Raw genomic sequence first — 14,040 nt, forward strand, 5'->3', positions numbered from 1 at the left:
GCAAAGGTTCATCGATGACGACACAACCCCTTCTGCGCTCCCTTCCTTTGTTCCCGCTCGGCACGGTGCTGTTTCCGGACGGCCTGCTGCCACTTCGGATTTTCGAGGTCCGCTATCTCGACATGATCGGACGCTGCCACAGGAACGGCGCGCCCTTCGGCGTCGTCAGCCTGACGCAAGGCTCCGAGGTCCGCCGCGCCGGCGCCGAGGCCGAGACCTTCGCCGAGGTCGGCACGCTGGCCGCGATCCGCGAGTTCGATGCACCGCAAGCCGGCCTGCTCCAGATCGAATGCGTGGGCACGCAGCGTTTCAGGCTGCGTTCGAGCGAACTGCAGAAGAACGGGCTCTGGACCGCCGAAGTCGAGCCGGTCGCCGACGACCTGCCGCTGGCGCTGCCCGATGACCTGAAGCACACCGGCGACGCGCTGCGGCGGCTGGTCGACACGCTCGAGGAGCGGCGCCGCATGGAAGGCGATGCCAGCGTGCGCCTGCCGATCGGCCAGCCGCACCGCTTCGAGGACTGCGGCTGGGTCGCCAACCGCTGGTGCGAGCTGCTGCCGATGAAATCCGAGCTCAAGCAGCGCCTGATGGCCCTCGACAGCCCCCTGATGCGCCTCGAACTGGTCAGCGACCTCCTCGTGCGGGCCGGAATCACGAATTAGCGCTGGCCGTTAAAATGGCGGGTTGCGCGCTTTTTGACGCGCCCTCACTCCAGCGCCCATGTCCGACCACCTGACTCCTTCCGTTCCCGCGCCTGCCGCGGCCCCCGCACCGACGCCGGCCGTCGACGACAACCAGCTCATCGCCGAACGGCGCGAGAAGCTCAAGGCGCTGCGCGGCGCGCAGGCGGAAGGCAAGGGCGTGGCCTTTCCGAACGACTTCAAGCCCGGCCACCGCGCGGCGGCGCTTGTCGCCGCCCATGGCGAGACCGAGGCCGAACTGCTGGAGGCGACGCCGATCGAGGTCAGCGTGGCCGGCCGCATGATGCTCAAGCGGGTGATGGGCAAGGCCAGCTTCGCCACCCTGCAGGACGCCACCGGCCGCATCCAGCTCTATGTCCAGCGCGACGCCATCGGCGAAGAGGCCTACGCCGATTTCAAGCGCTGGGACCTCGGCGACATCATCGGCGCCGTCGGCACGCTCATGAAGACCAAGACCGGCGAGCTGTCGGTCAAGGTCACGCAGCTGCGCCTGCTGACCAAGAGCCTGCGGCCACTGCCCGACAAGTTCCACGGCATGGCCGACCAGGAGCAGAAGTACCGCCAGCGCTATGTCGACCTGATCACCGACGGCGCCGCGCGCGAGCGCTTCGCGGCCCGCAGCAAGGCCGTCAGCGCGCTGCGCGAGTTCATGGTGGCCAACGACTTCCTCGAGGTCGAGACGCCGATGCTGCATCCGATCCCGGGGGGCGCCAACGCCAAGCCCTTCAAGACGCACCACAACGCGCTCGACCAGGAGATGTTCCTGCGCATCGCACCCGAGCTGTACCTCAAGCGGCTGATCGTCGGCGGCTTCGAGCGCGTGTTCGAGATCAACCGCAGCTACCGCAACGAAGGCATCTCGGTCCGGCACAACCCGGAATTCACGATGATGGAGTTCTACGCGGCCTACTGGAACTACCGCGACCTGATGGACTTCACCGAGACGCTGATCCGCACCATCGCCGACAAGGCGGTGGGCAGCCAGCAGCTCGAGTACCAAGGCAAGCCGGTCGACCTCGCCCAGCCCTTCGAGCGGCTGACGATCCGCGAGGCGATCCTGAAGCACACCGACGCCGGCGCCAACGTCGACGACGCCGCCTGGCTGGTCAATGCCCTGCGCAAGCTCGGCCTCAGCGAAGAAAAGGACAAGCTCTCGCAGCGCAGCCTGGCGAGCCTGCAGGTCATGTACTTCGAGGAAACCGTCGAAGAAAAGCTCTGGCAGCCGACCTTCATCATGGAGCACCCGACCGAGATCTCGCCGCTGGCGCGCGCCAACGACGAGCGCCCCGAGGTCACCGAACGCTTCGAGCTCTATATCACGGGCCGGGAATTCGGCAACGGCTTCAGCGAGCTCAACGACGCCGAGGACCAGGCCGCGCGCTTCAACGCCCAGGTCGCGGCCAAAGACAGCGGCGACGACGAAGCCATGTTCTACGACCACGACTTCGTTCGCGCGCTCGAATACGGCATGCCGCCCACCGGCGGCTGCGGCATCGGCATCGACCGCCTGATGATGCTCCTGACCGACTCGCCGAGCATCCGCGACGTGATCCTGTTCCCGGCCCTGCGCCGCGAATCTTGAGCCGGCCCGCACCCGCGATCGGGATCGACTTCGGCACGTCGAATTCCGCCGCCGCCTGCGTGGGCGAGGACGGGCTCGCCCGGCCGCTGCTGCTCGAAGGCTCGGCGATCGCGATCCCGACCGCGATCTTCTTCAATGCCGAGGACCGCAGCACGCATTTCGGCCGCGAGGCGATGGCGCTCTACCTGGCCGGCACCGAAGGCCGCCTGATGCGTTCGCTCAAGAGCATCCTCGGCAGCGCGCTGATGCAGGAGCCGACCGAGATCGACAACCAATTGGTCAGCTTCGAGGACATCATCACGCTGTTCCTGTCGGAGCTGGGCAGCCGGGCGAGCAAGCAGCTCGGCGCGACGCCGGGCCGCGTCGTCATCGGGCGCCCGATCCGCTTCGTCGACGACGACGACAAGCGCGACGCGCAGGCCGAAGCCTCACTGCGCCAGGCGGCCGAAAACGCCGGGCTCGGCGAGGTTTCGTTCCAGTACGAACCGATCGCGGCCGCCTTCGACTTCGAGCGCCGCGTGAGGCGCGAGTCGCTGGTGCTGATCGTCGACATCGGCGGCGGCACCTCCGACTTCACGGTGGTTCGGCTCGGCCCCGAGCGCATGGGCCACCCCGATCGCGCCAGCGACATCCTGGCCACCACCGGCATCCACATCGGCGGCACCGACTACGACCAGCGCCTGAGCCTCGCCTGCGCGATGCCGCTGCTGGGCTTCCGCCATCACGGACCACAGGGCCGCGAAGTGCCAAGCCGCACCTTCTTCGATCTCTCGACCTGGCACCTGATCAACTGGCTGCAGACACCGAAGTCGATCCGCCAGGTGCAGGAGCTGCGCAGCAGCTACCTCGACACCCGGCTGCACGACCGCCTCATGAACGTGCTCGTGAACCGCGAGGGCCACCGCGTGGCGAGCGAGGTCGAGGAGGCCAAGATCCGCAGCTCGATGACCGCCGACGAGGTGGCGATCGACCTCTCCTGCGCCGAACCCGGCCTGAGGGCCGCGCTGACCGCCGCCGACATGGCGCAACACCTGGCAGCGCTGCTCGACAGCGTGGTCGGCTGCGCCCGCGAATGCGTGCAGCGCGCGGGCCTTCAGTCCGGCGATCTCGACGCCATCTACCTGACCGGCGGCTCCTCGGCGCTGCGCCCGTTCCAGCGTGCCCTGCGCGATGCGTTCCCGGGAGTCGACCTGGTCGAAGGCGATCTGTTCGGCGGCGTGGCGGCCGGCCTGGCGTACGCCGCCTCGGCCGATGCCGGCCAGCGAAGCCCGCAACCCGCATGAAGTACCTCGCCGCGTACCCCGCGGCGCTGCGCGCCCAGGTCGAAACGCTGGTCGCCGAAGGCCGGCTCGGCGACTGGCTGTCGAAGCGCTACGGCGCCACGCACGACATCCGCACCGACCGCGCGCTGTACGACTACGTGACCGACCTCAAGAGCGAGTTCCTGCGCAACGCCGAGCCGCTTTCCAAGGTGGCGTTCGACAACAAGCTGCATGTGATCCGCAACGCGCTCGGCACCCACACCACGGTGTCGCGCGTGCAGGGCGGCAAGCTCAAGGCCAAGCGCGAGATCCGCGTGGCCAGCCTGTTCAAGGAAGTGCCGCTCGAGTGGCTGCGCATGATCGTCGTGCACGAGCTCGCGCACATGAAGGAGCGCGAGCACGACAAGGCCTTCTACAAGCTGTGCACGCACATGGAACCCGACTACCACCAGCACGAGTTCGACCTGCGGCTGTACCTGACGCACCTCGACGGCGGCGGCGCACGGCTGTGGACGCCGACCCTGACCGACTGAACGACTAGGCGTGCGGCAGCATGTCCACCGCCTGGCGGTAGGCGGAAGACGCGACCAGCGCATCCCAGCCGAGCGAATCGCCGCGTGGCATCAGGCCGCGACGGCGCCCTTCGCTGGCCGGATTCGGCGTCCAGCGACGGCTGCGCCGGGCCTCGGCGAAGCCATCGAGCAAGGCGTCGAGCGCAGCGCCCTCCCCGATGCTCTGGTTGCACAGCAGCGCCAGGTCGCAGCCCGCATCGAGCGCCGCCAGCGCGGCATCGGTGTAGCTCAGCAGCCGGCCGTCGATGCGCCGGGCCGCTTCCATGCTGAGGTCGTCGCTGAACACCGCGCCGTCGAAGCCCAGCTTGCCGCGCAGCACCTGCTGCAGCCACTTGGGCGAGAAGCCGGCCGGCCGGGCATCGACCTTCGGGTAGATCACGTGGGCCGGCATCACGGCCGCCAGCGTGCCCGTGAGCCAGTCGTAGGGCCGCGCGTCGTCCGCCAGGATCGCCTTGAGACTGCGCCGGTCGACCGGCATCGCGACATGCGAATCGGCCTTGACGAAGCCGTGCCCCGGAAAGTGCTTGCCGCAGTTGGCCATGCCGGCCTGCAGCAGCCCGTGCATCAGGCTGCGCGCCAGCAGCGCGACCACGCGCGGGTCGCGATGGAAACTGCGATCGCCGATCACGCTGCTTTCGCCGTAGTCGAGGTCGAGCACCGGCGCGAAGCTGAAGTCGACGCCGCAGGCCCGCAGCTCGCCGGCCAGCACCCGACCGCAGGCGACGGCCGCCTGGGTGGCGCGCAGCGGGTCGCGCATCCACAGCTCGCCCAGCGTGCGCATAGACGGCAGGCGCGTGAAGCCGTCGGTTCGGAAACGCTGCACCCGGCCGCCTTCGTGGTCGACGCAGACGAGGATGTCGGGCCGGATCGCCTTGATCTCGGCATTGAGCGCCGTCATCTGCGCGCGGTCCTTCCAGTTGCGCGCGAAATGGATCACGCCCCCCACCAGAGGGTCGGCCAGCCGCCGGCGGTCGGCCGCATTCAGTTCGGTGCCCGCCACATCGATGATCAGGGGCGCGTGCAAGGTCTTGTCGGTCATTCTTTGCGTTCGACCACGACGAAGCTCGCCGCATAGTCGGTTTCGTCGGTCACGGTCACGTGGGCGGTCAGGCCCTGGGCCTCGAACCAGTCCTTGAGACCGCCGTGCAGCACGATCACGGGCTTGCCGCTCTTCTCGTTGACGATCTCGCACAGCCGCCAGCTCATCGGCATCCGCATGCCCATGCCGACCGCCTTGCTGAAGGCCTCCTTGGCCGAAAAGCGCGTCGCCAGGTAGCGCAGGCCGCGCTTCGGCCAGCGCGCGCTGCGGGCCTGCCAGATCGCGAACTCGGCATCGCTCAGCACCTTCCGGGCGAAGCGCTCGCCCTGGCGCTCGAAGGTGGCGGCAATGCGCCGGATGTCGCAGATGTCGGTGCCGATGCCGTAGATCACTGCGGCGCCGTCTTGTTTCGCGCTTCGTCGATGCGCTGCAGGTACTCGCGCGTTGCCGCGGCATAGCCGAGTTCCAGCGCATCAGCGACGAAGGCATGGCCGATCGAGACCTCGCGCACGCCCGGCACCGCGCGCAGGAAGGCGCTCAGGTTGTCGCGGCTCAGGTCGTGACCGGCGTTGACCTCGAGCCCTGCCGCCTGCGCGGCGCGGGCCGTTTCGGCGTAGAGCTGCAGCACCGCGTCGGCCTTGGAGGTGGCGCGCGAGGCGGCATAGGCCTCCGTGTAGAGCTCCACGCGATCGGCGCCGACCGCCTTGGCGGCCGCCATCATCTCCGGCGCCGGGTCCATGAAGAGGCTCACCCGCACCCCCAGCGCACGGGTCTCGGCGATCAGCGGCCGCAGCCGCTCGGCGTCCTCCGGAAAGCTCCAGCCGTGGTCGCTGGTGGCCTGGGTCTGGCTGTCGGGCACGAAGGTGGCCTGATGCGGCCGCAGCTCGCGCACGAACTCCATGAGGTTGTGGAAGGGATTGCCTTCGATGTTGAATTCCGCCGCCGGCCAGTCCGTCTTGAGCAGGCCCGACAGGTCGCGCACGTCCTGCGGCCGGATGTGGCGCTCGTCGGGGCGCGGGTGGACGGTGATCCCGTGGGCGCCGGCATCCAGGCACAGCGCGGCGGCGAACAGCACGCTCGGGATGCCGAGCGCGCGCGTGTTGCGCACCAGCGCGACCTTGTTGAGGTTGACCGACAGGACTGTGGACATAGGAGTGCTCATAGGGCTTGCAGATCCCGCATCATCTGCCGCGTGTGCAGCGTTGCGACGCCGCAATGGTAGTTGAGCAGCACCCGCAATTGGGTGCGCAGCGCGCCGTTGATGCCGGCGCAGACCCTGAGCGTCGAGGCGAAGGGCGCGGCGTCGTCGAGCGCCGCCTGCAGGGCCCGCCAATCGGACCCGGCCAGCGCCGCTTCGGCATCGTCGGCCTGGCGCAGCCCAGCCTCGGCCACCAGCGCATAGCGCACCGCCGGCGCCAGCGGCGTCAGGGTGGCGGTCTGGGCGTCCAGCGACGGCAGCAGCCCGACCGCGCGCAGCAGCAGCAGCTCGAAGGCCCGCAGCCCGGCCGCCTGGGTCGCCGCCTGCGCCGTCCCATGGTCGCTCGCCAGCACCTGGACCACCGCCGCGTAGGCGTCGAACAGCAGCTCGTGCGGATCGTCGCGAGCCAGCAGGCGCATCAGCAGTTCGTTCACGTAGTAGCCCGACAGCAGCGACTCGCCGGTCGGCATCACGTGGCCGCCCATCCATTCGGCCGCCTTCAGCGTCCGGATCTCGGCCTCGCCGGTGAAATTGAGCTGCAGCGGCTGCAGCGGCAGCAGCACCGGCCGGAAGTTGGAGCTCGGCCGCTTGGCGCCCTTGGCCACCAGCGCGATCCGCCCCAGGTGGCGCGTGAAAACCTCGAGGATCAGGCTCGTCTCGCTCCAGTCGTAGCGGTGGAGCACATAGGCCGGTTCATGCGAAACGCGCTTGACGGCCACTCACTCGTATCCGAAGGAGCGGACCCGTGCTTCGTCGTCGGCCCAGCCCGAGCGCACCTTGACCCAGAGCTCGAGGAACACCTTGGCGTCGGCCAGCTTCTCGAGCTCGACGCGCGTTTCCATGCCGATGCGCTTGATGCGCTCGCCCTTGTCGCCGATCACCATCGCCTTGTGGCCGTCGCGCTCGACCACGATCGTGGCGGCGATGCGCAGCAGCCGCTTGTGGCCCTTCTTCTGGGGCGGTTCTTCCTCGAACTTGTCGATCACGACCGTCGAGGTGTAGGGCAGTTCGTCGCCGGTCAGGCGGAACAGCTTCTCACGCACCAGCTCCCCGGCCAGGAATTTCTCGCTCCGGTCGGTGAGTTCGTCCTCGGCGTAGAACCAGTCCTGCTCGGGCAGGTATTTCTCGCAGATCCCGAACAAGCGCTCGACATCCTTCGCGTTCTTGGCGGACATCGGCACGAATTCGGCGAACTCGTGCTTCTGCTGCATGGTCTGCAGCCAGGGGGCGATGTCGCCGCGGCGGTGCACGTTGTCGAGCTTGTTGGCCAGCAGCACGGTCGGGATGCCCTTGCCGAGCAGCTTGAGCACGCGTTCGTCGGCCGGCGTGAAACTGCCGGCCTCGACCACGAACAGGATCAGGTCGACATCGCCCACCGCGCCCTGCACGGTCTTGTTGAGCGACTTGTTCAGCGCATTGGCGTGCAGGGTCTGGAAGCCCGGCGTGTCGACGAAGACGAACTGGGTCGCGCCCAGCGTGCGCATGCCGGTGATGCGGTGCCGCGTGGTCTGCGCCTTGCGCGAGGTGATGCTGATCTTCTGCCCGACCAGGGCGTTGAGCAGGGTCGACTTGCCCACGTTGGGCTTGCCGACGATGGCCACCAGGCCACAGCGCCGGCCGCCCTCCGCGCCGTCGCCGGCCGGGGGGAGGATGGATTCGTTCACTTCGTTCATGGGGTTGCCTTCGCGCCTCGCGCCTTGAGCCGGATCAACATGGCCGCCGCGGCGGCCTGCTCACCGGCGCGGCGCGAGCCGCCGATGCCGCGTTCGCGCAGGTCCAGGTCGGCCACCTCGCATTCGACATCGAAAGTCTGCTTGTGTGCCGCCCCGAGCGTCCCGACGACGCGGTAGGCCGGCAGCTTCATTTTGTGACCCTGCAGCCATTCCTGCAATTCGGTCTTGGGGTCCTTGGAGGCCGCCTCCATGCGCGGGCTGATCGCCACCGACTCGTACAGGCGATGCACCAGCGCCTGCGCCGCACCGTAGCCGGCATCGAGGTAGACGGCGCCGATCACCGCCTCCAGCGCATCGGCCAGGATCGACGGCCGGTTCTGGCCGCCCGATCGCGACTCGCCCTCGCCCAGCCGCAGCAAGGGCGACAGCGCCAGCTTGAGCGCCAGCTGGTGGAGCGTGTCCTGCTTGACCAGGTTGGCGCGCACCCGCGACAGATCGCCCTCCGGCAGGGTCGCCAGGCGCTCGAAGAGCAAGTGCGACACCGCCAGGTTCAGCACCGAGTCGCCGAGAAACTCCAGCCGCTCGTTGTGATCCGCCGAAAAGCTGCGATGGGTGAGCGCCTGCTGCAACAGCCGCGCATCGGCGAAGGAGTGCTGGAGGCGCGCCTGCAGCGCGACGAGGCCGCCGTCGGTCACGGAGAGAACGTCAACGGGATTGGCCCTGGTATTTCAGGAGCAGATAGGCCGGGCCGAACAGATGGATTTCGCGGTCGTAGGCGAAGGACACGACCACCTTGTCGCCGTCCTTGCGGACTTCCAGGTCCTTGCCGCTGACCGACTGGAAGTCGTCGATCGCCTGCGCGCGGTCGAAGATCGCACGCACCTCGGGCACCGTCGATCCCTCGGCCGCCTTCTGCGCCGCCTTGCCGATGGCCTGGTACTCGATCAGCGTCGGGATCACCTGCGCGACGACCACGCCGACGCAAGCCAGCACGATCGCCACGAAAAGCAACCCGACGAACGAGATGCCACGCTGTTTGTGTCCTGTCTTCCTTGCTCTCATGCCCTCTTCCCCTCGATCTGGAACCGGATGCTTATTGGAATGTGCCGATGCGCTTGAGGTTGCCGAAGTTCATCCACACCAGGAAGGCCTTGCCTACGATGTTCTGGTCCGGAACGAAACCCCAGTAACGCGAATCGAGCGAGTTGTCGCGGTTGTCACCCATCATGAAATAGTGTCCGGGCGGCACCTTGCACACCACGCCCTCGACACTGTAACGACAATTTTCCTGGTTCGGGAACGGCATGATCTCGGCCTCGGAGAGCCCGGCGCGGCGGCTGTCGTCGTTGAGCAGGCGGTGCTCCCTGCCGCCCAGATCCTCGTTGTACTGCTTGAGGTAGCGCATCGTCTCCTCGTCGAAGTACTCGGGGATCGCCACCTTGGGCACCGGCTGGCCATTGATCGTGAGCTTCTTGTTGAGGTAGGACACCTCGTCGCCCGGCACGCCGATCACGCGCTTGATGTAGTCCATGCTCGGCTTGGGCGGGTAGCGGAACACCATGACCTCGCCACGCTCCGGCGCCCGGCCTTCGGTGATCTTGGTGTTGATGACCGGCAGCCGCAGGCCGTAGACGAACTTGTTCACCAGAATCAGGTCGCCCGTGAGCAGCGTCGGCATCATCGAGCCCGACGGAATCTTGAAGGGCTCGAACAGGAAGGAGCGCAGCAGGAACACGGCCAGGATCACCGGGAACAGGCCGGCAGTCCAGTCCAGCCACCAGGGCTGCATGACCAGGCGTTCGCGCGCCTTGGTGTCGACCGTGTCGACCTGCGTGATGCCCTGGCGCGCAAGCTCCTCGCGCCGCTGGGCCAGCGAGGCGTCGAGCGCATCGGCTGCGCGCCGGCGCTTGGGCAGGAAATAGAAGCGTTCGGCCAGCCAGAAGAGCCCGGTGACCACGGTCGCCAGGAACAGCAGCAGCGCGAAGTTGCCTTCGACCACGCCGAAATACCAGGCGCCAATGTAGCCCGCGAAGGCCGCAAGGATCAGGGATGTAAGAAATGCCATCTTAGTTTTCTTGTGTGCAGCCCCATGCCGGAGATGCCGCAGAACCGGCGTTGCATCGGGGGGGATTCATCAGTCTTCGACTTGCAGGATGGCGAGGAAGGCCTCTTGCGGGACCTCGACCGAGCCGATCTGCTTCATTCTTTTCTTGCCCGCCTTCTGCTTCTCGAGCAGCTTCTTCTTGCGGGTGATGTCGCCGCCGTAGCACTTGGCGAGCACGTTCTTGCGCAGGGCCTTGATTGTCTCACGGGCGATGATGTTGACCCCGATGGCGGCCTGGATCGCGACGTCGAACATCTGGCGCGAGATGATCTCGCGCATCTTCGAGACCACCGCCCGGCCGCGGTACTGGCTCTGGCTGCGATGGACGATGATCGACAGCGCATCGACCTTCTCGCCGTTCAGCAGGATGTCGACCTTGACCACGTCCGAGGCCCGGTACTCCTTGAACTCGTAATCCATCGAGGCGTAGCCGCGGCTGACCGACTTCAGCTTGTCGAAGAAGTCGAGCACGATCTCGCCCAGCGGCATCTCGTAGGTCAGCATGACCTGGCGGCCGTGGTAGGCCATGTTCATCTGCACGCCGCGCTTCTGGTTGGCCAGCGTCATCACCGCGCCGACGTACTCCTGCGGCATGTAGAGGTGAACCGTGACGATAGGCTCGCGGATCTCGGCCATCTTGCCGACATCGGGCATCTTCGACGGGTTCTCGACCAGGATCACCTCGCCGTCGTTCTTCATGACCTGGTAGACCACGCTCGGCGCGGTCGTGATCAGGTCCTGGTCGAACTCGCGCTCCAGCCGCTCCTGCACGATCTCCATGTGCAGCAGACCCAGGAAGCCGCAGCGGAAGCCGAAGCCCAGCGCCTGGCTCACCTCGGGCTCGTAGCGCAGCGACGAATCGTTGAGCTTGAGCTTCTCGAGCGCGTCGCGCAGCGAGTCGTACTCGCTGGCCTCGGTCGGATAGAGGCCGGCGAACACCTGCGGCTGGATCTCCTTGAAGCCCGGCAGCGCCTCGGTCGCGGTCGCGGCCGCGCCGCCGGTGCCGGGCCGGATCAAGGTCACGGTGTCGCCGACCTTGGCGGCCTGCAGTTCCTTGATGCCCGCGATGATGTAGCCCACCTCGCCGGCCTCGAGCGAGGCGCGCGGCTCGTTGGCGGGCGTGAACACGCCGATGTTGTCGGCGTTGTACATCGCGCCCGACGCCATCATCTTGATGCGCTCGCCCTTGACCAGGCGGCCGTCGACCACGCGCACCAGCATCACGACGCCGACATAGGGATCGAACCAGCTGTCGATGATCATCGCGCGCAGCGGACCATCGGGGTTGCCGCGCGGCGCTGGCATGCGCGCCACCACGGCCTCGAGAATTTCCTCGATGCCCAAGCCGGTCTTCGCGGAGCACGGGATCGCATCGGTCGCATCGATGCCGATGACGTCCTCGATCTCGGTGCGCGCGTTGTCGGGGTCCGCGTTCGGCAGGTCCATCTTGTTGAGCACCGGCACCACCTCGACGCCGAGGTCGAGCGCGGTGTAGCAGTTGGCCACCGTCTGCGCTTCCACGCCCTGGCTCGCATCGACGACGAGCAATGCGCCTTCGCATGCCGAGAGCGAGCGACTCACTTCATAAGAGAAGTCGACATGGCCCGGCGTGTCGATCAGATTGAGGTTGTAGACCTGCCCATCCTTGGCCTTGTAGTGCAGCGCAGCGGTCTGCGCCTTGATGGTTATCCCACGCTCTTTCTCGATGTCCATCGAGTCCAGAACCTGCGCTTCCATCTCGCGCTCGGCGAGACCACCACAACGTTGGATCAAGCGATCGGCAAGCGTCGACTTGCCGTGATCGATGTGCGCAATGATCGAAAAATTTCTGATGTGATTCATCAACGGGAACGCTTAAGTACTTGAATTGGCTCGAACGCAGAAGGCGACAGGCAAGAAAAAAGGGCGCGTCCCCAAGAGACGCGCCCTGAACCAACAAGCAATGGCAACTGCAGTAGTTGGAACTTCATTGTAGGCAAAAAGGGGGGCGCGTACAGCCGGGCCAAAGCCCGAGAGGGGTCGTTGCAGGTCAACAACATGCAACTTGTCAACAACTTATCAACAGGATCGGTGGAGCAATTGCTTAACAACTTGTGGGCGAACTGTGGAGCGCCGGTGGACGGGACGCGGGAATCTCGCATCGTGAAGCACCTGGGTCTGCTTATGCGACGAGCGGGGATCGGAAGGACCCTATTCTACCGAAATTCATCGTTAGAGCCTCGTTAAGTTAGTGGTCGCAAACCAAAATCCGGGGCTCGAGCTGTCAAAAAAATTTCTTGGAGGCTGCGGCCCGGACGCGACAGCGGCCAAAAAATGGCCCCAAACCCGACTGCGGGGTGGGGCCACTTGACCGGCCATGGCCCGCGCACCCCCACTTCGCGCGGGTCCGGCGCCGGTCTCGCGCCCGATCAGCGGGCCGGCCGAAGCAGCGCGTACTGGGCCCAGTCGCCGCGGCGGAACAGCAGACTGACGGGCTTGCTCTTGTCCGCCTTGGCCAGCGCGGCGTCGAATTCCTTGAGGTTCGCGACTTCGACATTGCTCACCGCGAGCACCACGTCACCCTCGCGCAGGCCGGCACGCGCGGCCGCATCGGTGGCGGAATCGATGCGGACGCCGCCCTTGAGCTTGAGTTCCTTCTTCTGTGCTTCCGTCAGGTCGCTGAGCGCCAGGCCCATCGACTTGGCGGCCGCCGAAGCCGAGGGCTTGGCCGCCGGTTCGTCGCGGTCGGCGGCGACCTTGGTCGGCTTGTCGGGCTCGATCTCGGCGATGGTCACGTTGATGTCGCGCGTGCTGCCGCGACGGAACACGGTGACCGAACTCTTCGTGCCCGGCTTGGTGTTGCCCACCAGGCGCGGCAGGTCGCTCGGCTTCTCGATCGCCTTGCCATCGAACTTGGTGATGATGTCGCCCGGCTCGATGCCGGCCTTGTCGCCCGGCGAGCCGGACTCCACGCCCCGCACCAGCGCCCCCTGCGCCTTGCCGAGGCCGATCGATTCCGCCACGTCCTTCGTGACCTGGTCGATCTGCACGCCGATGCGGCCGCGCGAGACGCGGCCCGAGGTGCGCAGCTGGTCCGCGACCCGGGTCGCCTCGTCGATTGGGATCGAGAACGAGATGCCCATGAAGCCGCCCGAGCGCGAGTAGATCTGGCTGTTGATGCCCACCACTTCGCCGCGCATGTTGATCAGCGGACCGCCCGAGTTGCCGGGGTTGATGGCCACGTCGGTCTGGATGAAGGGCAGGTAGTCGCCGGTGTCGCGCTGCTTGGCGCTCACGATGCCGGCGGTGACGGTGTTCTCGAGGCCGAAGGGCGAGCCGATGGCCATCACCCACTCGCCGACGCGCAGCTTCGACACGTCGCCGACCTTGACCGCCGGAAGTCCGGTGGCCTCGATCTTGACGACCGCCACGTCGGTGCGCTTGTCGGCCCCGATGATCCGGGCCTTGAACTCGCGCTTGTCGGGCAGCGTGACCAGCACTTCGGAGGCACCGTCGACCACGTGTGCATTGGTCATCACGAAGCCGTCGGACGACAGGATGAAGCCCGAGCCGACGCCGCGCGGACGCTCCTCGTCAGGCGCCTGCGGACGGTTCGGGCGCGGCCCCTGGCGCGGAACGCCGGGCATCGGCTGGCCGAAGAAGCGGCGGAAGAACTCCTGCATCTCCTCGTCGGGCTCGTTGCCGGCCTGCGCGACCTTCTCGATGGTGCGGATGTTGACCACCGCCGGGCCGACCTGGTCGACGAGGTCGGTGAAGTCGGGCAGTGCCCGCGCCTGGGCGTGGACAGGCGTCGCCGGCAGCAGCGCGGTGGTCGAAGCGAGCGCGAGCGCGCAGGCCATCAGGGACGAACGGAAGGTGTCCCCCTTGATCTTGAGCATCATCGGTATCTTTCGTTGGAGAGACAAAAAC

General features: G+C 66.9%; 14 protein-coding genes. 4 read left to right on the top strand and 10 right to left on the bottom strand.

The genetic code is table 11. The features are described 5' to 3' along the window. Positions 1 to 14: 14 nt before the first annotated feature. The 4 genes from QTI45_RS13335 to QTI45_RS13350 are packed head-to-tail and all read left to right on the top strand — an operon-like array spanning position 15 to position 4,078. Positions 15 to 662: an LON peptidase substrate-binding domain-containing protein gene (locus QTI45_RS13335; RefSeq protein WP_286368392.1), complete on the top strand. Its 648-nt coding sequence runs from the start codon at positions 15 to 17 to the stop codon at positions 660 to 662. A gap of 58 nt (positions 663 to 720) precedes the next feature. Next, positions 721 to 2,283, top strand: a complete 1,563-nt coding sequence (gene lysS, locus QTI45_RS13340) for a lysine--tRNA ligase (protein ID WP_286368391.1) — start codon at positions 721 to 723, stop codon at positions 2,281 to 2,283. Next, positions 2,280 to 3,566: an Hsp70 family protein gene (locus QTI45_RS13345; protein ID WP_286654695.1), complete on the top strand. Its 1,287-nt coding sequence runs from the start codon at positions 2,280 to 2,282 to the stop codon at positions 3,564 to 3,566. Before lysS ends, QTI45_RS13345 begins: the two co-directional genes overlap by 4 nt. Continuing rightward, a complete protein-coding gene (locus tag QTI45_RS13350) occupies positions 3,563 to 4,078 on the top strand; it encodes a M48 metallopeptidase family protein (protein WP_286368389.1) in 516 nt (171 codons plus the stop codon). The genes QTI45_RS13345 and QTI45_RS13350 overlap by 4 nt, the downstream gene beginning before the upstream one ends. A 4-nt stretch (positions 4,079 to 4,082) precedes the next feature. On the opposite strand, the gene nagZ is transcribed toward QTI45_RS13350, so the two are convergent. The 10 genes from nagZ to QTI45_RS13400 all read right to left on the bottom strand — a co-directional run bounded on the left by nagZ (position 4,083) and on the right by QTI45_RS13400 (position 14,012). After that, the gene (gene nagZ / locus QTI45_RS13355; protein WP_286368388.1) at positions 4,083 to 5,156 is read right to left on the bottom strand and encodes a beta-N-acetylhexosaminidase; all 1,074 of its coding nucleotides are present in this window, start codon (positions 5,154 to 5,156) and stop codon (positions 4,083 to 4,085) included. After that, a complete protein-coding gene (acpS, locus tag QTI45_RS13360) occupies positions 5,153 to 5,548 on the bottom strand; it encodes a holo-ACP synthase (protein ID WP_286368387.1) in 396 nt (131 codons plus the stop codon). Before acpS ends, nagZ begins: the two co-directional genes overlap by 4 nt. Next, complete coding sequence (locus QTI45_RS13365) at positions 5,545 to 6,306, bottom strand: pyridoxine 5'-phosphate synthase (protein WP_444813105.1); 762 nt, start codon at positions 6,304 to 6,306, stop codon at positions 5,545 to 5,547. Before QTI45_RS13365 ends, acpS begins: the two co-directional genes overlap by 4 nt. Before the next feature lie 8 nt (positions 6,307 to 6,314). Then, on the bottom strand, positions 6,315 to 7,073 hold the full coding sequence (gene recO, locus QTI45_RS13370) for a DNA repair protein RecO (RefSeq protein WP_286368385.1): 759 nt from the start codon (positions 7,071 to 7,073) through the stop codon (positions 6,315 to 6,317). Next, a complete protein-coding gene (gene era, locus QTI45_RS13375) occupies positions 7,074 to 8,027 on the bottom strand; it encodes a GTPase Era (RefSeq protein ID WP_286368384.1) in 954 nt (317 codons plus the stop codon). It abuts the gene before it with no gap. Continuing rightward, positions 8,024 to 8,722 carry a ribonuclease III gene (gene rnc / locus QTI45_RS13380; protein WP_286368383.1) on the bottom strand — a complete coding sequence of 233 codons (699 nt, stop codon included), beginning with the start codon at positions 8,720 to 8,722 and terminating at the stop codon, positions 8,024 to 8,026. The genes era and rnc overlap by 4 nt, the downstream gene beginning before the upstream one ends. Positions 8,723 to 8,732: 10 nt before the next feature. Beyond that, positions 8,733 to 9,089 carry a DUF4845 domain-containing protein gene (locus tag QTI45_RS13385; protein WP_286368382.1) on the bottom strand — a complete coding sequence of 119 codons (357 nt, stop codon included), beginning with the start codon at positions 9,087 to 9,089 and terminating at the stop codon, positions 8,733 to 8,735. Between the two features lie 31 nt (positions 9,090 to 9,120). Further along, on the bottom strand, positions 9,121 to 10,092 hold the full coding sequence (lepB, locus tag QTI45_RS13390; RefSeq protein WP_286368381.1) for a signal peptidase I: 972 nt from the start codon (positions 10,090 to 10,092) through the stop codon (positions 9,121 to 9,123). Between the two features lie 69 nt (positions 10,093 to 10,161). Next, positions 10,162 to 11,973, bottom strand: a complete 1,812-nt coding sequence (gene lepA, locus QTI45_RS13395) for a translation elongation factor 4 (RefSeq protein ID WP_286368380.1) — start codon at positions 11,971 to 11,973, stop codon at positions 10,162 to 10,164. A 566-nt stretch (positions 11,974 to 12,539) separates the two neighbouring features. Continuing rightward, on the bottom strand, positions 12,540 to 14,012 hold the full coding sequence (locus QTI45_RS13400) for a DegQ family serine endoprotease (RefSeq protein WP_286368379.1): 1,473 nt from the start codon (positions 14,010 to 14,012) through the stop codon (positions 12,540 to 12,542). Between the last annotated feature and the right edge of the window lie 28 nt (positions 14,013 to 14,040).

The organism is Variovorax saccharolyticus (genome assembly GCF_030316765.1).
GTDB classification, from domain to species: domain Bacteria; phylum Pseudomonadota; class Gammaproteobacteria; order Burkholderiales; family Burkholderiaceae_C; genus Variovorax; species Variovorax saccharolyticus.